This window comes from Marinobacter salexigens, assembly GCF_018860765.1.
Taxonomy (GTDB): Bacteria; Pseudomonadota; Gammaproteobacteria; order Pseudomonadales; family Oleiphilaceae; genus Marinobacter; species Marinobacter salexigens_A.
This window is the reverse complement of record NZ_JAHKPV010000021.1, coordinates 779,190-797,904: the sequence shown is the minus strand read 5'-3', so window position 1 is coordinate 797,904 and position 18,715 is coordinate 779,190. Positions and strand designations below refer to the sequence as shown.

Sequence of the window (18,715 nt, the reverse complement as noted above, 5' to 3'; positions counted from 1 at the left end):
GCCTGTTAGTAGTCGATGGTGTAGCCGGTACCCTGATAGGTCATGGTGAACGAAGAGCAACCAGAGAAGGTAATGGTTAGCACTTCATTGTTGGCTTCATCCGATACGGTAATGGTGCCTGAGGAGAAGCCGTAACCGCCTTCGCAAAGAACGAGGTTGCTGGCTTGATAGTCTACGTAGCCGATATCTTCGTCATAAACCCGGGCGCTTACATCGTAGTTGCCGTTGGATTCTGAAACGGAGACATTCTCAGAGCGGTAGCTTCTGCCATTTCTGCCTTCGTAGCTGCTGCCATCATAGGTGCAGCCAACATAGTTGTCTCCGTTGCACCTATAGCTGTAATTATAATATTCGGTTTCACCTTGGTAGCTAACAGAGTAGTCCGCATCGTAGCCCCAAACCCCTTCTGTTCCCATGTTGGTATAGCCAAACCAAGAGATCGTGCCATCAATAATTTGATTGTCGCCTCCATCTCCGACACAGAAATTATTGTAGACGATGCGATAGTCGTTGGAGCCTTCGCTATAGTCTAGATCTGCGCTACCACCACAACTTCCCGGCACGTTAGTAACGGCACCGGTAGGTAGTTGGCCTAGCTCCGCAAGTTCAAGACTGTGGGAGGCAACCCAGTCGTTGCGAGTTTCTTGAGTTAAGGTTACGCCTCCGGGGAACATCCCTCCGGGCGAGTCTTCTAGAGCGATGGCCTGCTGGGCGGATTCAACGGCCGCATCGGCGCCCAGTCTTGCATCGTCTTCTGATTGAATATTCGCAGGCTGTTCGTTAACGGCACCACCACCGTTGTTTCCGCCGTTATCCTCCCCGTTATCTGGGTTGCCGCCACCCGAACTGCTTGAGCCGCCGCAGCCGGTAACGCCGAGCACTGCCGAAAACAAAATGGCCCATCCCGCCTTTGAGCCCCACGATTTATTAGTTGTTATCTGCATTTTTCTCTCCTTCATCCTTGGTTGTATATCCCCTGAGCACGCGGGTGCCAGAAGTATCAATGGCAGTGTAGTATTCTTTGAAAAAAATGTCAGCCTTGTAATGTTGGTTTGAAATATAGTCAGCTTTACGGCTTTTGCATTGGGTTTATTCGTTGCGGGCGGCAGCCAGCATATCTGCCAGAGTATCCCGTAATGGCCGAGTGGGTATTGGGCCAGCCAATTGCTCTAACCGGGTTCGATCGCCGCGCAGGCTGGGTATCTCATTGGCCCTAACAAAGGCTGGGTTTACGTTAATCTCTATTTGATAACCCGCCAAATCACACAATATGCTCATCAGTTCTTTTAAGTGGGTGCCGGTGCCGGAGCACAGGTTGACTGTCTGGCTGTGGCCGTCGCTCTCTAGCAGAGCGATGTATGCTTGGCAGATATCCCGCACATCGGAGATATCTCTTGCCACATCCAGATTACCTAGCTCAATTTGGGGCGCTTGCTCAGCAAGGTGCTTCACCATTTTGGGAACGAGAAAGTGGGGTAATTGCCCGGGGCCGGTGTAATTGAAAGGGCGGGTGATAAGTATGGGGAGGCGGCTAAACCAGTTGGCGGCCATGTGCTCCATAGCCAATTTACTGCAGCCATAGTGATTGACTGGAGAAGGGCATAAATCTTCGCTTTGCACCGGCACCTGATGCCGTCCGTACACGTTGGACGTGCTGGCCAATATCACTTTTTTTACCGGCTTCTCTTGCTCGGCCAAGGCCGCGAGCAGATGCTCTGTGCCCAGCGTGTTTACACGGTAAAAATCTTCCGGTGTTGGGTGCGCCACAAAGGAGAGTGCAGCTAGATGAATTACGTAATCCGGCTGTAGCCTATTAATAACCTCTTTTACCTGCGCTGCGCTGGTCAGGTCCATGGGTTCGCAGCTCACACCCGTGCAATCGCCATGGCCGGTACCCGATACCCGATACCCCCGGCTTTGCAGCATGGGGGCCAGATGTTGTCCGGTAAAACCGCTGGCGCCGGTAATGAGAACGTGTGGGCTGGCCGTCATGGTGTGTCTCCGGAGTTGGGTTCGATGATTAGCTCTGGCGGTATCCAAGCTACGCCGAGGAACCGCTTTTTGTTGGCGTTTACCACTTCGAAGGTGCAGGCGAGGTCTTTCCAGTGATAGTTGTGGCGCACATGCGTGTCGTCCGCGTGTGCCGCTACAGATGTAGAGTAGCTGCCTTCACCAAGGTTGCAGGTAAACCGAAATCGGTAGCATTGGGTTTGCCCCGGTTTTGGGTTTTCCAGCACCTGGTCCAACAGGTGGGTGTTGGTTCCGAATACGTCTTGCCGCAGGCGGTCTTTGATGACGTAGCCCACCACGAGTTGATCAATATGCTCGTTGATATCGAGCTTTACTTTAAGCTCTACTTCTTGGCCAACTGTGGCTATTTCTATGGGATCACCGCTATTGGCGTCGTGTAGGGTCACGCTTTGGATGGTAGCTTCGCCGGTGCCTGATGTGGTTGCAACCCGGCCATCCTCAAGTTCTTCGCTGTGTACTGTGTGTTTTTGGTTGCCTTTGTTAGCCAGCATGGCGTTGTAGTAATCCATAATGACTTCCGGGTCGCCTTCCCGGCTGATTTCGCCGTGCTCAAGCAGGATAACTCTGTCGCAGATTCTTTGTATGGCACCGCGATCGTGAGACACGATGAGCAACGTTGTGCCTGCTCTTTGCATTTCACGGATTTTTTCGAAGCTTTTGTGTTGGAAGTAGGCATCGCCCACGGCTAGAGCTTCGTCAACAATGAGTACTTGTGGGCGCCGCGCTGTGGCAACGGCAAAGGTTACTCGCATTTGCATGCCGCTGGAGTAGGTGCGAAGAGGGCGGTCAAAGTAGTCGCCCACTTCTGCAAACGCTTCCACCTCTGGCAGAAGGGAATCCGCTTCTTCGGCACTCATGCCCATCATGCTGAGGCCGTGGCGTGCGTTTTCCCGGCCCGTGAATTCGCCATTGAACCCCATACCCAGTTCTAGAATGGCTCTCACTTCTCCAAAGAGTTGGATGCCGCCTTCTGTAGGGGCGAGGGTGCCCGCTATCATTTTGAGCAACGTGCTCTTACCTGCGCCGTTTTCACCCACAAGGCCAACGGCTTCGCCAGCGTGCACCTGAAAGTTCAGATTCTTGAGCACCCAAATGTCTTTTACATTACGGGTGGGCAAGCCCAGCCAACTGCGGATCCGTTGGGTGGCGTTCGGGTAGGTGCGAAACGCCTTGCCTAGATTCTCTACGTTGATGAGTACGCTCATAGGTGGTCTGCCAGTTCGTGTTTTACCCGCAGGTAGAGGCCTGCGCTTAGGGCAGTGAAGATGAAAGCAATACCGCTCAGATATACGAGATGCAACTCTGTAGGGTTGCGCCTGTAAAGGATCACGTCCTGAAAGGCTGCGGTCAGTTTGGCGATGGGGTTCCAGGAAAAGTAGCTATGGTATTCCGGAGGCAGCATCGAGAGCGCGTAAACAATGGGAGTTAGCCAAAACAGGAATTGGAGAATGACGGGTATTGCCTGACTGATGTCCCGGAAGAATACGTTCATCAGGCCAAAGAGCAAGCCAATGGACAAGCCGAGCCAGAGCGCAAGGAACATTAGGCCCGGCATCCACAAATAGTGTAAATCCGGCCAGTGGCCGAGAAACAGGAAAACCATCAGCATCATCGAGAGCAGTGCAAGGCCGTTTACAGTGGCGCTGCCTAACGCAATGATGGGGAGTAGTGCTCGGGGGAATGCCACCTTTTTAATCAGTTCGCCTTGTTCCACAAAAATCCCAAGTCCTCGGCCTACGGCTTCGGAGAATAGCGTCCAGGCGAGCATGCCGGACATCAAGTAGATAGGGTAGGCGTAAACTGTGTCAGTTTCAGGAAGCTTTGCTGACATAAGGTGCGAAAGGATCAAAGTGTAGATCAGCACCATAGCCAGAGGTTGTACCAGAGCCCAGAGTAGGCCTAGCTTGCTGCGGGCGTAACGTGCGCGCAGGTCGTTGCGGATGGCACTGCGCACGAAGAAACGATAGCTCCACCAGTAGCGGGCTATGGCAAGGGCTCGTTGAATCATTGGGTTGCCTCCGGTTGGGTTAACCAGCGCGCATCGGCTGTGCCTGCCTTTATTAACCGGTTGTGGCGACTGGCGACTATCGACCAACTGTGCTCCGCAAGCCAGCGCTCCCGCCCTTTATGTACCTGTTCAATGTCACGCTCATTGCTGCCATTCCATGTTTGTTCGATGAGCTGGCGAATATGAAGAGTCTCAAAACCGGGTAAGGTTAGGGTTGCGCTGCGCACTTCAGTAAAAATGCGCGCCGGAGTCACGGCAACTGTGGGACAGCAGGCTACGGCCGTGCGCACGGCTGCGCTGCTGGACTCCGGTGTTTCCCTATAAGGCAGAATCAGAAGGTTGCTGCTGGCCAGCTTCGTGGCAATCGTTTCTTCTGTCAAAAACTCTGAACAGAACTCAGTAACCGCTTCAAGACCTTTTTCCCGGATTCTCTGCTGGCATTGCTGTTCGTAATCCGCAGAAGCCGGGCTGGAATGAACGCTGTTAAGCAGTAGCAGCTTTGCGTTCGCAGCTTCAGGATGCGCTTGGCGGAAATCTGCAAATGCATCGATTAATTCAAGCACACCCTTGTGAGGGAATAAGAAGCCAAAGCAGGCTACTGTGAAGCTATCCGATGGCTCTGCGTTGCTCGCGGCTGTGGGCTTTGCCACGCCTTGGGGCAGTAAGGCAACGTTGTCGGTGACACCCAGCTCTTTGAGTACGTTCATATCTGAGGGGGTGTGCACAACGACACGGTAGAACTTGTTTAGCGTGTTGGCTGCTTGTTCGCGGCTTTGTGCGGGTAGCTGTAGTAGCGGGAGCGTGGCGTGCAAGGTTATAAAACGCAGCTTGCCAGTGAGCGTGGCCGTTTCGATAGATTGTTCCAGTTGGCTATCCAGCGCAAAGAAGCCGGGGTGGTATTGAATCCACACGGTGTCATCTGCTGTGGCCAATGCAGCTGGCATGTCGTGGCTTTGTGGCTGCCAACAGCAGTCCAAACTGGTCAGTTTTTTAGCCAATGGCGTTTGGCTTGGGTTAGTGAGGTATTTGGGTGCCCAAACACCTACAGAGGCGCCTTGCTCAAGCAGTTCTTGTGCTAGGTAACGGCTGTATTCGGCGATACCGCAGGCTTCACCCCAAGTGCTCATTAGGATAATCGAGCGTTCTTTTGTGTCGGGCGCCAGCTCTGTCAGCTTTTGCAAGCTGCTGGTTAGACGCTCTCGGGCGTTTTCGCTGAAGAAGGCCTTTGCAATAGCTTGCTGGGTGTCTTCTGTGGTCACCGTGCCCAAGCGCAGCTCGGTTAAAACCGCTTCGCACTGAGTTTGCAAGTCTTTGGCATCGGGGTTTACCCACAATGAGCCGGGGGTTTGCAAGTGGCTCTGTGACGGGGCAAAAGAATAGTTGATGAACTTCACGCCCTTGCCCGTGAGGAAGTCGGTGTGCGCACCGTAGCCGGTCGTGATCACGGGCAACCCATAGCGTGCAGCTTCTATAGCGGGCAAGTTGAGTCCTTCGCCACGGCTTGGAAGTACGACGGCGTGGGCAGACCGGTATAGGGAGTCCATGCTTTGATCGTCGTAATCTTCAAGAATTAATTGCACCCGTGATTTCAGCGACTCAGGAATCTGCTCGTTGATCTGCTCCTCGATAGTGTTATGAGGGTTGGGGAAGGTTTTGATCACCAGCTCACTATCTTGGTGGTTTTCCAGTAGATCTCGAAAAGCGCTCAATAAAACATCCGCACCTTTTCTGGGGAAGCAGGAAGAGATATGCAGGAAGCGGTATGGCGTTCCATGCGCTGGCCCCGGTGGTGTTTTCAAGTCGTCTTCCATGGGCAGAGGTACTATCGCAACAGGCTGGTTGCAGCCTGAATCAATCAGCGCCTTTTTGACAACCCAGCTAGTCACGATTACGCCTGAGTAGTGCTGGTTGATTTGCGCAATGGTTTGTTCTGGTACCAGCGATTCTTCCCAGAAAAAGAAGAGTATGGGCGTACCTTGCTGGGCATCCGGGTTTTCGATAACCGGGAAGTGGTGGTAAATGGCAATGTCTGCCTTTACCGGGGGTGTTTGGATTAGAGGGCGTAGGCGCTCTAGCTCATTGGCTGGTGCGTTGTGAATCTGCGTTGATCGAGTGCCTTCCCGGGGAATCAATGCCAGTGTTGTATCTTCGTTTTTTAGCAGCGCCATAGCTAAAGCACGGTTTACGGCCGCGAGGCTGTAAGAGCCGCTGAAGTGGCCCTCAATGCAGATGGTTCGCTCAGCGCTGTGGTCAGTGGTTGTTTGATGGCTATGTTCGGTGCTTTTCTCGTAACTTAGCATTCGAATCAGCGCTTGCTGAATGTGCTGCAGGGGGCCCGTAGCTGAGTGCTCGTTTACGCCGGGGGTGGTCGGGTGCGCCGCCTTGATTGGCGTGCCTTGTAAGGTGAGGCCTATACGTTCCGCCCGTGTCTTTGCCAGGTTGGTAAGGCCGAGCAACTTAAGCAGTTTGATCAGTTGCCATTGATAGAAGATACCATTGTTGCTTGCTCTGTGAGCTTGGGTCAGACGTTTGTTTCCACCCGTGATCAGGCGGCTAATCGGTACGAGAATTCGGGTAAAAATCGCCAGCGAGCGGATTTTTTCGTCGTGGGTCGCCTGTAGCTTTCGGGTATCGAGCAGCAGGGCTTCTTGTTGAGCGATCTTTGCTTTGTAATCTTCGGTAACACCGCGCAGCACACTGTGGAACTCGCTTTGCAAAGAGTCTTGTAAGGCGCGCTGTTGCTTTGCAAAGGTTTCTGAAAGGGTTTGTCTTTCGGTGTCTAGTCGAACAAGGTCTTGAGTGAGCTTTGCGCCCATGTGCTCCACTTCGGCGTGAATGGTGCGCTCAAGGTGGTCTGTCGTTTCTTGGTGGTGATTGTCGTAACGTCTCGCAAGCTCGCTTAAGGTAATGCCTTTTACTTCTTTGAATATCGGCTGCAAGCGCGTGCTGGCCTCATCGTACCCCGGCTTTTGGGCGATCACGGCGTAATCAGGGCTGGACTCTTTGAGCACGGTGTCTAGCGAGGGTGCTTGGTCACGCAGCCCTTTTGCTTCACTCAAGCGCCAAACACAGCTCGGCTGAAAACCGCTATAGTCTGCTACAAACTGAAGTAGCCCCGGTGGCAAGGGCTTTACATGGGTTGGGTCCATGTAAAAATAACAGGCACCGATGGTCGGGTTTTCGGGATTTGGGGTTTCCAGTATCAGTAAGCCACCCGGTTGCAAGGCTCGGTAGGCTTCTTCTATTAGGCTTTTTAGATCGTCAAACGGTATGTGTTCAACAAAATGAAAGGCCGACACTATCCCGTAGTGGTTATCCGGCGCTTTACGGAGAAAAGCCAGTGCGTCGCTGTCGTGCGCGATCAGGTTCTTGCTCTGGCAGTCGGCAAGCATATCAGGATCTGTATCGACCCCTTCCGGCTGAAAGCCTGTGTTTTTGAGTGCAGTTAGCCATTCACCGCGGCCGCAGCCTAGATCCAGAACGGGTGCCTCGGGGAGGATTTCATGAAGCGTGTCGAGTAGGGCTTGATAAGCCCCAAGACGACTTGCGACTTCTTCCTCGCTGCCTCTGTGGAGGTTCTCGAAGCTCTGGTAGAAACCTTTGGTCATGGATTGTCCAGTCGTTAAATGCGGTAACGTTTAAAAACCGTCAATGGTATCACTGTTCTGGACAGTGGGAGAATGGCTAGCGGTATGCCGCAATGAGAGGGCGGCTGATCCTGTGCTATTATCGCCGCACTTTTTAGTGGTTACAGGGTCGCTCAGTGTCTGGGGAGAAATCGTCTTTGAATGTGCTGCAGTTTTATCGCACCTATATGCCTGAGTCACAAGGCGGCGTAGAAGAAGCGATTCGGCAGATTTGCATTGCTACGGGTGAGCACGGTGTGCGCCACAGAGTGCTAACACTGGCGCGCGTAGACCAAGTAGACATTGTTGAACGGCCTGAGGCTACAGTTATACGGGCACCTTTGCAGTGGGAGCCCGCGTCGTGCTCCATGGGGTTGGCGCTTTTTCGGCTTTATCGGGAGCATGCTCAGTGGGCCGATGTTATACATATTCACTATCCATGGCCGTTTGCTGATCTTGTGCACGTGCTTTCCGCAATCGATAAGCCTGTGGTAATTACTTATCACTCCGATATTCTCCGCCAGCGATACCTAGAGCAAGCGTACCGCCCTCTACGTACTTGGTTTTTCTCCCAAGTGCAGAGAATTATTGCAACGTCTCCTGATTACATGGCGAGCAGCCCGGTTTTGCAGAAGTTGGCTGCAAAGTGTGAGGTTATCCCTCTTGGTCTCAGCCCTGACACCTATGAGCCGGTGCAGGGTAGTACGCTTGATTCTGTGCGTGAAACCTACGGAGAAGGTTTTTTCCTGTTTGTGGGTGTTTTACGTTATTACAAAGGCTTGCACACGCTACTGGAGGCGGCGGCAAAATCGGGCTTACCGGTTGTGATTGCGGGAGCCGGACCGGAAGAAGAGTGGCTGCGAAAGCGTGCGCAGGAACTGGATTGCAGCAGTGTGGTGTTTGCAGGGTTCGTAGCCGATGAGGTAAGGGCTGCTTTATACACACTTTGTCGCGCCGTGGTTTTTCCTTCATTTCTTCGTTCAGAGGCGTTCGGTGTTACTTTGCTTGAGGGGCAACTCTATTCCCGTGCGCTCATTAGCTGCGATATTGGTACTGGCACAAGCTTCGTTAACAAGCATGGTGAGACTGGTGTTGTGATCCCGCCTGAAGACCCTGATGCTTTGGCAGAAGCCATGCGCCAGCTTGATGGAAACCCTGAACTGGCAGAGCGCTATGGAAAAGCGGGGCGCTTGAGGCTGGATACTGTTTTCTCTGGTGAGCGGGTGGGTGCGGAGTACGCTCGCGTATACCAGTCAGTGGTGTCGCCATCGTTATTCGATTCAGAAAAATCAACAGTAAGGGTGAGTGAGTGAACGTTGTCATTCGCTTGGACTCACTTGTTGCCCCAAGAACAGGGATTGGATACTACACAGAGCACCTTACGAGAGCGTTGCTTGAGCAACCTAAGGTGACCGTTTCCGGCGTATTCAATGGCCAGCGTGTGGATGGTGCCGAGCTTCAGTCGTTACTTGCCGATCCGGGTGAAGCGAATGCATCAAGCGCGCCGGGTTTTATTGCTCGGTTGAAGCCTTGGTTGCGTTCAGTGCCGGGCGCCTACCCTTTGAGGCAGTATTTTCGGGATCGACATTCTGCCCGTGCGGCAGCGGGGGCTGAGATCTACCACGAGCCCAACTTTGTTCCTTTCCCATTCTCTGGCAAAACCGTTCTGACCATTCATGATTTATCGCATTTACGCCATCCCGAGTATCATCCACCAGAGCGGGTGCGATTTTTAGAGCGGTACCTTCCTGTTGCGGTGAATAATGCTGCGGCGATTATTGCGGATAGCCAGTTCACCGCTGATGAGATCTTGGATTATTTTCCGAACGCCGAAAACAAAGTTTTCCCCGTTCACTTGGGGGTTGAGGAATCTCTTGCGCAGGAAGATACGGAGACGGTTCGCTCTGTGCTGTCTCATTACGATTTGCCTTTCAAATCTTACATTTTATCCATAGCCACTCTGGAGCCTCGAAAAAATCTTGCGGGGCTTGTGCGGGCCTATCGAAAACTGCCTTCCGCGCTTCAGGCGGAGATGCCGCTTGTATTGGTGGGCGGCGCTGGCTGGAAAAATGACGAACTTCAGGCCTTGCTGAAGGAGCAAAATACAAAGGGTCGGGTGATCTTAATAGGCCGTGTGCCAAGGCGCGATTTGGCCAGCCTGCTGTGTGGTGCGCGTTTGTTTGCCTACCCATCATTTTACGAGGGTTTTGGATTGCCGATTGCCGAGGCTAGAGCCTGCGGTACGCCAATACTGACCACCAGTTACGGCGCCATGGCGGAAGTGGCCGGGGATCAAGCTTGCCTCGTTCACCCGGATGAGCTCCCGGAAGGTTTGCATCAGGCCTTGCTCACGCTGCCCGCGTCGGTCGAGCCTTTCCGATATTGTTGGCAGGAAACCGCTCGGCAAACGCTTACTGTATACGAGTCGGCGGCGCGTGCGGTTAGCAATTAATCCTCGTTAAGGTACACCGAGTAGCTTCCTAAGGGCGTATACGGATGCCTTTATATAGCGGCAGTGGTAAACTGCCGCGTTTGCGCGTTACCGGCAGAATTCAAACTATTTTGTGGCGTTTAACCTTAGCCAAAAGCTCTCTGAGACAATTTAGTATTCCCGCAGGCGCGCCTATCAGAACATTTTGCGATGGGTTTCGTATCTATGAGTAAGAAAAAAGCAGTAGTTACAGGGGTTACTGGTCAGGACGGCGCTTATCTGGCCCAGCTGCTCTTGGAAAAAGACTACCTTGTATATGGCACTTTCCGTCGATCAAGCTCAGTGAATTTCTGGCGCATTGAAGAGCTGGGAATCCAGAACCACCCGAATCTTCGGCTTGTGGAATACGATCTTACCGACTTGTCTGACAGCGTTCGGCTGCTGGCTGAAACGGAAGCGACAGAGGTTTACAATCTGGCGGCGCAAAGCTTTGTGGGCGTTTCATTCCGTCAGCCGGTAACCACTGCGAACATTACTGGCCTTGGTGCTGTAAACCTGCTCGAAGCAATTCGGATTGTTAATCCGAAAATACGCTTTTATCAGGCATCTACTTCCGAGATGTTTGGTAAGGTGCAAACTATCCCTCAAACAGAAGAAACGCCTTTTTACCCCCGCAGCCCTTATGGTGTCGCGAAGTTATACGCGCACTGGATGACGGTAAATTACCGGGAATCCTATGACATATTTGGCACAAGCGGCATTCTGTTTAATCATGAATCTCCTTTGCGTGGCCAAGAGTTTGTAACGCGAAAAATCACCAACAGCGTTGCCAGAATTTCTTTGGGTATGCAGGACGTATTGGAGCTTGGGAACATAGATGCTAAGCGGGATTGGGGTTATGCCAAAGACTATGTAGAAGGTATGTGGCGGATGCTGCAAGCAGATCATCCTGATACCTTTGTTCTGGCAACCAACCGAACGGAGACAGTAAGGGACTTCGTTACTTTGGCATTCAAAGCTGTGGATTTGGATGTTGAATGGCAAGGCGAGGGAGAATCTGAGTGCGCAACTGATGTTAAGTCGGGCAAAACCTTGGTTCGTGTTAATCCTGAATTTTATCGCCCTGCGGAAGTTGAACTGCTAATTGGTGATGCGTCAAAAGCACGTAATGAGCTTGGTTGGGAGCCCAAAACACAGCTTGAAGATTTGTGCAAAATGATGGTGGATGCCGACCTCCGAAGAAATAAGGTCGGTTTTTCATTCTGAACATAAGACGTATGGAGTATCTAACTTTCTACATCGGTTAATTAAATACTCTTAAATGAATAATCTTTGCCATATATAATTCGATGCCTTATTATTTCGGTGGTTTTGAGCAAGCCCTTGGACCGTTTTACGCGGTTTGAGTTTTAGAACCCAACGATGAGATAAGGTTTTAATTCCATGGCAAAGATTAATGATTACTACCAGAAGAAGCAGCTTATGGAAAAGCTTGCGGCCGAGATCAACCAACTGGAGCAAGATCAAGCTCTGAAGGGTGAATTGGCGTTTGAGAACAGCATTCGTGAGTTGATGGCTGAATACGATAAGTCTCCGAAGCATGTGCTTCAGATTCTAGCAGCGATTGACCCCTCCATTGCTGGAGCAAAGGCCGAAAGCGGCACAGGTACCCGTGCCAAGCGCCCCTTGAAAACTTATAAGAACCCGCATACCGGTGAAGAGGTCCAAACTCGCGGTGGCAACCATAAGGTTCTCAATGAGTGGCGTCAAAAGCACGGCAAGGAAACGGTACAGAGCTGGCAGCAAGACTGATAAGCCAGAGATTAAAAAGGGCCGGATGATGTATTCATTCGGCCCTTTTTTATCGGTGCTATTTTACAGTTGAGAGCGGATTTAAACTACTCAAATACAACCACTTGGTTTCTCCCACCTTTCTTTGCTGCGTATAGAGCTTCATCTGCTTGTTGCATCCAGGTCATGTGATTCTCCGCATTGTTATTCAATTGAGAGATTCCTATGCTCACTGTGTAGCTAATAGGGGCTACACTGGTTTGAACCACACTTTGCTCTATGCTTTCCCGTATTCGCTCGCATATAGTACGGGCGCCCTCGGCATCGGTTTCAGGTAATATGATTCCGAATTCTTCACCGCCATAGCGACCAATGCTATCAGACTGCCTTAAGCTGCTTTTAGCGGTTGTTGCTGTGTGTTTGATGACTTCATCTCCGGCTAGGTGGCCGTGGTTATCGTTTACTTTTTTAAAGAAGTCTATATCGAACATCACAAGGCTGGTGGTATGGCCATAGCGCCGGAAGCGTTCGAACTCCGCGTCCACCAAGTTCTCCCAAGTACCCCGGTTCAGCAAGCCGGTTAATCTGTCGGTCATGCTGAGTTTGGCCAGCTGTTCGTTTGCCCGCTCCAGTGCCCGTTTGCCGGTGGCAATATCGGTTACGTCGTAAACCATGATGCATATTTTCTCCACCTGCCCGGTACTGCCAGCGAGTGGACTGATGGTGAGGTTTTGGAACATGTAGTCTTCTGTGCCGGTAATGGGGCGCGTGCTGCGAAACCGGAACAAGTAGGGCCGCTGCTCCCAGGAGGTGAAGGCCCTCGTATTCAGCAGTGCCACGGCATCGACTTTACGTGTGAGCCAGGCTTGCGGGATATCGGGGAATAGCTCAAAGATGCTCTGGTTGCGAATTTTGCTAGCCGTAATGCCGCTGTGGTTTTCCATGAAGCCATTCCAGGCCTGCACCCTAAAGTCGAGATCCAGCACTACTAGCCCCACCTCAACGGATTCAAGCATATCCACCAGCCAATGGAAGGATTGCGCTTCGAGTTCGTTTATGGTCATGGGTTAGTCCACCAGATATTGAAGACGGTTTTCTAAAAAGGGTACTGAGTCTTCCGTGAGAAGCACCAACATATCGCACTGTATATTGCGATCCTCCAGAGCGTAGCTGATTTCAATACACAGGAGTTGTTCATCGCGAGAATTTTGGTGCTCAAGTAGATCCGTAATTTGGCGGTGCTGGCCAAGTACGCTCGGATGGCCGAGGCCTAGCTTGAGATCCAATTGGTCCCCGATACCATTGAGGAAAGCTCCGAATAGAATGCTAGACATGTCCATCAACACTTCTACGTTGACAGATTCTTTCTCAAAGGTTTCGTAGTGAAGCAGTTCGGCCATTTCGTGAAAGCTGGCATCTGCAAACAGGAGTAACGCCTCGCCAGCGATACCGGCTCCGGTGAAGCCTTGGCATACAGCTGAGTAGGTTTCGCTGTCGTTAGCTGCAGAAATGGCCATGTGAAGTTCAGAATTGGCAATAAAGTCAACTTTCGGAATGGGCTGTTTAACAAACACCCGAAGCAACCGGGCAAGTAGATCAGAAGAGCGACCCATGGCAACGTTGGCGATTTCCTGTAGGTAGTCGCTTAAAGAAACCGATATTTCATGGGACGGGAAGTGGTCGTCTGGAGTGAGTTCACTATCCTCTAGCGCGGCGTTTTCGAGATCACCCGGTCGGTAGAAACCGTATTCCGCAAGCAGGCTGAGAACAAGCGCCATGTCTGTGGGCTTTTTTATGAAATCAATAGCGCCAAGCTTGCGTACCCGCTCTCGCGCTTCAGGCTGTATATCGCCGGAAACCACAATGGTCATTATCGGAAGATCTTCCGCCCGTACATGCTCCAATACCTGATAGCCGTCCATCTCTGGCATGTTGAGGTCCAGAAACATCAGGTCTGCCTCGCCCGCCCGCAGCTTCTCTAGTGCTTCCCGGCCGTCATTTGCGAACAAGATCGTTTCGGCAAGGCCGGAAGGTAGGGCGCGGGCCATTTGTTTTCTGGCAAGTGTGGAGTCGTCGCAGATAAGTATGCGGGTGGTCATGTTTGTAGCCAGACGGGAATGGTAGTTGGTTCGGAAATTATAGCATTAGGGCGATATATGTACATATAAACGACACCATTAAAAATCAACTCGGCAAAAATGGATACTGTAACAATTTGTTATTCTGGTTTGTGACTGAGCTCACTCAATAGCCCGAGTTGCCTCAATTATAGTGTCAGTGTAGTCAATGAAAATAAAAATTAAGTGAGAGTTGCAAGAAAAATCCTCTTGTGCGCCGTGTTCCACTTAAATTGGCTCTTAAACTCTATACTTGAGACAGTGTTATGAGACATTACGCGTATGGATACGCCCCCCTCATTTTGTTCTGCGTAGGTATTGCGCCTGTTGCCAAAGCTGAACTAACGCCCATCTCCGAGTCGGCGATGGGAGATGTGACAGGGCAGGCGTTTATGCAAGTCCAGAATATTAACGGTACAAGTCATGAATATACCCGCATGACTCTGGGTATGGATGTAGACACCCGTGTAAACATCGATGATGTTCAGATTGGCCAAATTGATGGCGGTACCGATTTTTCCGCTCAACACTTAGCCCTTGGCCACATTGCGCGGGCTGATGGTGAGCAATTTAACGGCGTAACCTACAACGAGGGTGACGCCATACCTTTTGAAGCTCGCAAGCCATATATCGAACTGGCTGAAGATGGTGCCGGACTGGCCGGATTTCGCATGGGCTTTGAACAAGCCCGGGGGTCGGTTTCATCCCATACCACAAGTTTTAGTGGCAACATTGGTATGAAAGTCGAGTATTTCGGCGAAGTATACGACGCTCTGTTGTTTGACGGTGTTGGTGGAGTTGCGACGAATAAACGCGCCACTCACATCGGCCTTGCGCCCAACAATCCCGGTCAAGCGGCGGGTTGTAATATCGATGGTGCCTTGGCCAACTGCGCTCCGTTAACCAACCTCAGGTCGATAACGGTTGGTGAGGATACAGGTGCAGGTGACGGCACCATTGGATTCACCGATGGCTTTTTTATTGGCTTCCAACGAGACGATAATATGGAGTGGCAATCCATTGATGGGGCAAACGTTATTGATGTTGGCAAGGGTGTATTCATTAACCTGCCGACGAATATGACGGTTGATCTAACCAATCTCACCAGCGGTGGTATTGATCGCTTGCGCACTCATCAGGTGGATATGGGTACTAAGCTGTTTTGATTTTGCTAGACTCCTGAACCTAATGATTCATAAGGCAGGAGTCTTCGCTTGATCCGCTCTTTTTACTGGCATGATTACGAAACATTTGGTGTAGACCCGGTTCATGACCGGCCCTCGCAGTTTGCAGGCATTCGAACCGACGCGGATCTCAATGTTATTGAAGATCCGTTGGTTATTTATTGTAAACCTACCGATGACTACCTGCCGTCGCCAGAGGCCTGCCTGATTACCGGCATCACGCCCCAAAAGGCAATGCAGGACGGCTTTCCCGAAACCGAGTTTATCGCGCAGATTAATGAGGCGTTCAGCCAGCCCGGGACCTGTGTGGTAGGTTATAATAGCCTTCGCTTTGATGATGAAGTAACCCGCCATACGCTTTACCGCAACCTGCAAGACCCCTATGCCCGGGAGTGGCAAAACGGTAACTCCCGCTGGGATATTATCGATATGGTGCGGCTGACCTACGCACTGCGGCCTGAAGGGATCAATTGGCCGCGTAAGGAAGATGGCAGCCCTAGCTTTAAATTGGAAGCGCTCACCACCGCCAATGGCATCGCCCACGAAGCTGCCCACGATGCCATGTCAGATGTGGAAGCAACCCTCGCCGTTGCCAAGCTGATCCGGGACAAACAGCCGAAGTTGTTTGATTTTGTTCTTAACAACAAAGATAAACACTCCGCACGAGCCATGTTGGATACGGCTGCCATGAAGCCGGTCTTCCACATATCCGCCAAATACCCGGCAACTAGGGGTTGCTGCGCCATGGTTGCGCCGTTGGCAGATCACCCCAGCAATAAAAATCTCGTGATTGTTTACGACCTAAGGGAAGACCCGAGCGAACTGATTAACGCCACGCCGGAACAGATTCGTGAGCGGGTGTTTACTTCTCAGGCGGAACTGGGAGACAAAAAACGCTTCCCATTAAAAGGTGTACAGTTGAACAAGTGCCCAGTTCTGGCACCGGCGAACATGCTCACAACGCTTTCCGCCGAACGCTTGGAAGAGCTGGAGCTTGATGGCGAAACCCTTCGAGCTAATCTTGCACTGCTGAGAAAGGCGCCGGGACTGGCGGAGCGAATTGCTGAAGCATTCGACCAGCCCCACCAAGGTGACCTGACGGACCCCGATGAACAGTTATACGCAGGCGGTTTTATTTGCCCAGCCGATCGCAGTGAGCTGAATCGAGTGTTACAAACGCCGCCGGAATCCTTGGTTGACGAAACCTTCAGTTTTAAAGACGGGCGCTTACAGGAAATGCTCTTCCGTTATCGTGCTCGTAATTATCCTGACTCATTAACCAGTGAAGAGTCTGAACGCTGGGAGCAGTTCCGCTCTCAGCGCTTAATGGCTCCGAAAAAAGGTTGGCTGTCTCTTGAGGCATTCGGGCTGGAGCTGCAGCGGCTGGCTAGTGATCCGGAACTGACGCCGCAGAAGCAGCAGATTTTGGAGGATTTGCATTTGTATGGGGAGTCGTTGATTCCTTATATGTGAAAAGAAGGTTGGCCCCCACTCCCATAGCGGGAGAGGGGGAGTTATTCTCACCGCCGCCGTTGAAAATAGACACTCAAATTCTGCCCCATCAAACTCTGCACCTCACTCCCCAGAGCCTCTGCCTGAATTTGTGTTTGAACAGGCTTGGTAGCCAAGCTGTGGCCATCTTCATCACGGGCTTTCACAAGCTTCCATTCCACTTCATTGCTCGCCATTGCCATCAAGTCTCTTAGCTGGGCCTCGTCCTGTGGCTGAAACCAGCGGTCTCGGCAGCCGCCAAGGCTGTAGAAGTCATCTTCTTGGGCAAGCTCTTGCCATGTTGTGTCCTGCCGGTTGCTCAGAACCATTCGCCTAAGTTGTAACAGGGTAGCGCGTGTCGGTTGCAGGTTATGTTCAGCTATTAACTTCCGCATTTGCCGGTCGCCGGTTGTGCGTTCGGCTATGGCTGTATGCAGGTGAACTATTGCACCAGAACCGGCGGCACTGTTCACCAATGCTGCTAGAGAGAGTTCTGTCATGGCTGGTGAGGGCAGGCGGCCCACTTCAACCCAATGCACCTTATGGCCATCCGCCACGAACTGCTGCGCAATAGACCAGGGCCAGAACACAATGTTACTGATCTCTGATTCCGCGGCCATGCGAGTCGCTCTGGCGATGTTGGCTAAGGATTCATCCACGGCGATCACTTCAACATCTGCCAAGTAGCGGGCCAGTTCCATGGCTCGTTGGCCAGATTGAGCGCCGCATACGATAACGCGCAAGGTGTCTGGTAGATTGTCTGTGGCTAATCCGAGCTCTGTTGCCATCAGAGATTTCAAACTGCTTTCAGTGCGGTAAGCCAGTTTCGACCAGACCGGCCAAGCTTGTGCTATGTCGGTTTTATCGAGGCACAGCTCTGCCGCCTTTTCGTCAAAGCACTGTTTGATACCTTCTTCTTCGGCGCGGTGGTAGTAGCTGGCAGCGAGGACAGGCTGAAGTGCCAGCGGCCAGTCCACCAGATTCCACTGCCCAAGTTGCACCGCAAAATTTTGATGAAATAGGGCGCCGTACATGGCACTGATCATTAGCGAGCCAATCAAGGCTTCCTGAGGTTCGCCCATCACGATCTGTGCTTTGAGGCTGTCGTTAACCGCTTCTATTAAGCGTGTTTCATCGTCCGCAGCCGCGAGCGCATAGCCGGTACGGTCTGCATATTGAGCGATAGCGAGCACGAGCTGCTGTAAGTCTTCCCTAAGTTCTACCGTCTGGGCGACTTCTGTCAAAATCGCGCGGCGTAACATAACAACCAGCTCTTCCACCGCCGGGTCTGGCATCAGTGTTTTTTGCAGGGATAGGAGTAATAGCTCATCGGCGCTCGCAGAATCCAGAAAAATCTCTGCTTGAGGGTTATCCAAATCGTATTGCTGGTGGATGATGGATGCTACAAAACGACCGATTTCCTGATGCGGCAAACCCTCATGGCTTAGCAGCGCGATAGCGTCCAAAGCTAAATTGCTATCCGCTTTGTTTACTGCGAGATGTTGGGCGCAGGTTAGCATGCCGCTGTATACGGAATCCCACTCGGTGCCAGTTTCTAACAACTTGCGGTAATGCAGATAGGCCACATCAAATTGACCCTGCAAGCGCTTGGCGTGGGCGACACCACAAAAAGCGGCGGCGGATTGCCGGTCGTGGTCCAGAGCCCGTAGGAAGTGCTGCTCAGCAAGGGCAGGGCGCTCGGTTTTCAGTGCCCAGTAACCCAGATTTGCGTACTGCTGCGCCTGATCAGGCTGAATCTGCAGGCTGGCGTTGAAAAGGTCGTGAGCGTTTTCAAGTTGCCCGTCGTCCATTTCGACACGCCCCAATAAGCCCAAAGCAATTGCATTGTTTGGATCAAGTGCAATCACCTCTTCCAAATACACACGGCATTCCCGCCGGGTCTGTAAACGCTGAATATGGCTTAACCCGCTGCTGTTGGACTCGCCATACGCAAGATTGGCTTGCAGAAGCAGGCGAGCCGCCTGTGCCTGTTGGGAATGGGATTCCTGAATGTGATGTTTGGCTTGCATGGGATA

Annotated in this window: 14 protein-coding genes; 6 read left to right on the top strand and 8 right to left on the bottom strand. The window is 51.9% G+C overall.

Annotated features, from left to right (window positions below):
- Positions 1–5: 5 nt before the first annotated feature.
- From KO508_RS17180 to KO508_RS17160, 5 genes are all read right to left on the bottom strand, one after another.
- Positions 6–944 (bottom strand): hypothetical protein, encoded by a 939-nt coding sequence (locus KO508_RS17180; protein ID WP_216009493.1) that lies wholly within the window; start codon positions 942–944, stop codon positions 6–8.
- A gap of 145 nt (positions 945–1,089) precedes the next feature.
- The gene (locus KO508_RS17175; RefSeq protein WP_216009492.1) at positions 1,090–1,992 is read right to left on the bottom strand and encodes a GDP-mannose 4,6-dehydratase; all 903 of its coding nucleotides are present in this window, start codon (positions 1,990–1,992) and stop codon (positions 1,090–1,092) included.
- Positions 1,989–3,236 (bottom strand): ABC transporter ATP-binding protein, encoded by a 1,248-nt coding sequence (locus tag KO508_RS17170; protein WP_216009491.1) that lies wholly within the window; start codon positions 3,234–3,236, stop codon positions 1,989–1,991. The genes KO508_RS17175 and KO508_RS17170 overlap by 4 nt, the downstream gene beginning before the upstream one ends.
- Positions 3,233–4,039, bottom strand: a complete 807-nt coding sequence (locus tag KO508_RS17165) for an ABC transporter permease (protein WP_216009490.1) — start codon at positions 4,037–4,039, stop codon at positions 3,233–3,235. Before KO508_RS17165 ends, KO508_RS17170 begins: the two co-directional genes overlap by 4 nt.
- The gene (locus KO508_RS17160; RefSeq protein WP_216009489.1) at positions 4,036–7,647 is read right to left on the bottom strand and encodes a glycosyltransferase; all 3,612 of its coding nucleotides are present in this window, start codon (positions 7,645–7,647) and stop codon (positions 4,036–4,038) included. The genes KO508_RS17165 and KO508_RS17160 overlap by 4 nt, the downstream gene beginning before the upstream one ends.
- 155 nt (positions 7,648–7,802) lie before the next feature.
- Between KO508_RS17160 and KO508_RS17155 the strand changes: the two genes are divergently transcribed.
- The 4 genes from KO508_RS17155 (at position 7,803) to KO508_RS17140 (ending at position 11,908) form a co-directional block, all read left to right on the top strand.
- On the top strand, positions 7,803–8,978 hold the full coding sequence (locus tag KO508_RS17155; RefSeq protein ID WP_216009488.1) for a glycosyltransferase: 1,176 nt from the start codon (positions 7,803–7,805) through the stop codon (positions 8,976–8,978).
- Entirely contained in the window at positions 8,975–10,117 is a 1,143-nt protein-coding gene (locus KO508_RS17150; protein WP_216009487.1) for a glycosyltransferase family 4 protein, read from the top strand. The genes KO508_RS17155 and KO508_RS17150 overlap by 4 nt, the downstream gene beginning before the upstream one ends.
- Before the next feature lie 204 nt (positions 10,118–10,321).
- A complete protein-coding gene (gmd, locus tag KO508_RS17145) occupies positions 10,322–11,362 on the top strand; it encodes a GDP-mannose 4,6-dehydratase (RefSeq protein ID WP_216009486.1) in 1,041 nt (346 codons plus the stop codon).
- A gap of 177 nt (positions 11,363–11,539) precedes the next feature.
- A complete protein-coding gene (locus KO508_RS17140; protein ID WP_216009485.1) occupies positions 11,540–11,908 on the top strand; it encodes a histone-like nucleoid-structuring protein, MvaT/MvaU family in 369 nt (122 codons plus the stop codon).
- A gap of 86 nt (positions 11,909–11,994) precedes the next feature.
- On the opposite strand, the gene KO508_RS17135 is transcribed toward KO508_RS17140, so the two are convergent.
- Both KO508_RS17135 and KO508_RS17130 read right to left on the bottom strand, forming a co-directional pair.
- Complete coding sequence (locus KO508_RS17135; RefSeq protein ID WP_216009484.1) at positions 11,995–12,951, bottom strand: GGDEF domain-containing protein; 957 nt, start codon at positions 12,949–12,951, stop codon at positions 11,995–11,997.
- 3 nt (positions 12,952–12,954) lie between these two features.
- Positions 12,955–13,986: a response regulator gene (locus KO508_RS17130; RefSeq protein ID WP_216009483.1), complete on the bottom strand. Its 1,032-nt coding sequence runs from the start codon at positions 13,984–13,986 to the stop codon at positions 12,955–12,957.
- A 284-nt stretch (positions 13,987–14,270) separates the two neighbouring features.
- Between KO508_RS17130 and KO508_RS17125 the strand changes: the two genes are divergently transcribed.
- Both KO508_RS17125 and sbcB read left to right on the top strand, forming a co-directional pair.
- On the top strand, positions 14,271–15,170 hold the full coding sequence (locus KO508_RS17125; RefSeq protein ID WP_216009482.1) for a hypothetical protein: 900 nt from the start codon (positions 14,271–14,273) through the stop codon (positions 15,168–15,170).
- A gap of 48 nt (positions 15,171–15,218) precedes the next feature.
- Positions 15,219–16,661 (top strand): exodeoxyribonuclease I, encoded by a 1,443-nt coding sequence (gene sbcB / locus KO508_RS17120; protein ID WP_216009481.1) that lies wholly within the window; start codon positions 15,219–15,221, stop codon positions 16,659–16,661.
- Positions 16,662–16,708: 47 nt separating this feature from the next.
- Here the strand turns inward: sbcB and KO508_RS17115 are convergent, their stop codons facing one another.
- Positions 16,709–18,709, bottom strand: a complete 2,001-nt coding sequence (locus tag KO508_RS17115) for a hypothetical protein (protein WP_216009480.1) — start codon at positions 18,707–18,709, stop codon at positions 16,709–16,711.
- Between the last annotated feature and the right edge of the window lie 6 nt (positions 18,710–18,715).

Excerpts from the sequence above, each read along its gene's own strand:
- KO508_RS17130 (WP_216009483.1), bottom strand. The coding sequence starts at position 13,986 with ATGACCACCCGCATACTTATCTGCGACGACTCCACACTTGCCAGAAAA.
- KO508_RS17135 (WP_216009484.1), bottom strand. The coding sequence starts at position 12,951 with ATGACCATAAACGAACTCGAAGCGCAATCCTTCCATTGGCTGGTGGAT.
- KO508_RS17140 (WP_216009485.1), top strand. The coding sequence starts at position 11,540 with ATGGCAAAGATTAATGATTACTACCAGAAGAAGCAGCTTATGGAAAAG.
- KO508_RS17115 (WP_216009480.1), bottom strand. The coding sequence starts at position 18,709 with ATGCAAGCCAAACATCACATTCAGGAATCCCATTCCCAACAGGCACAG.
- KO508_RS17180 (WP_216009493.1), bottom strand. The coding sequence starts at position 944 with ATGCAGATAACAACTAATAAATCGTGGGGCTCAAAGGCGGGATGGGCC.
- KO508_RS17175 (WP_216009492.1), bottom strand. The coding sequence starts at position 1,992 with ATGACGGCCAGCCCACACGTTCTCATTACCGGCGCCAGCGGTTTTACC.
- KO508_RS17170 (WP_216009491.1), bottom strand. The coding sequence starts at position 3,236 with ATGAGCGTACTCATCAACGTAGAGAATCTAGGCAAGGCGTTTCGCACC.
- KO508_RS17125 (WP_216009482.1), top strand. The coding sequence starts at position 14,271 with ATGAGACATTACGCGTATGGATACGCCCCCCTCATTTTGTTCTGCGTA.
- KO508_RS17160 (WP_216009489.1), bottom strand. The coding sequence starts at position 7,647 with ATGACCAAAGGTTTCTACCAGAGCTTCGAGAACCTCCACAGAGGCAGC.
- KO508_RS17165 (WP_216009490.1), bottom strand. The coding sequence starts at position 4,039 with ATGATTCAACGAGCCCTTGCCATAGCCCGCTACTGGTGGAGCTATCGT.
- gmd (WP_216009486.1), top strand. The coding sequence starts at position 10,322 with ATGAGTAAGAAAAAAGCAGTAGTTACAGGGGTTACTGGTCAGGACGGC.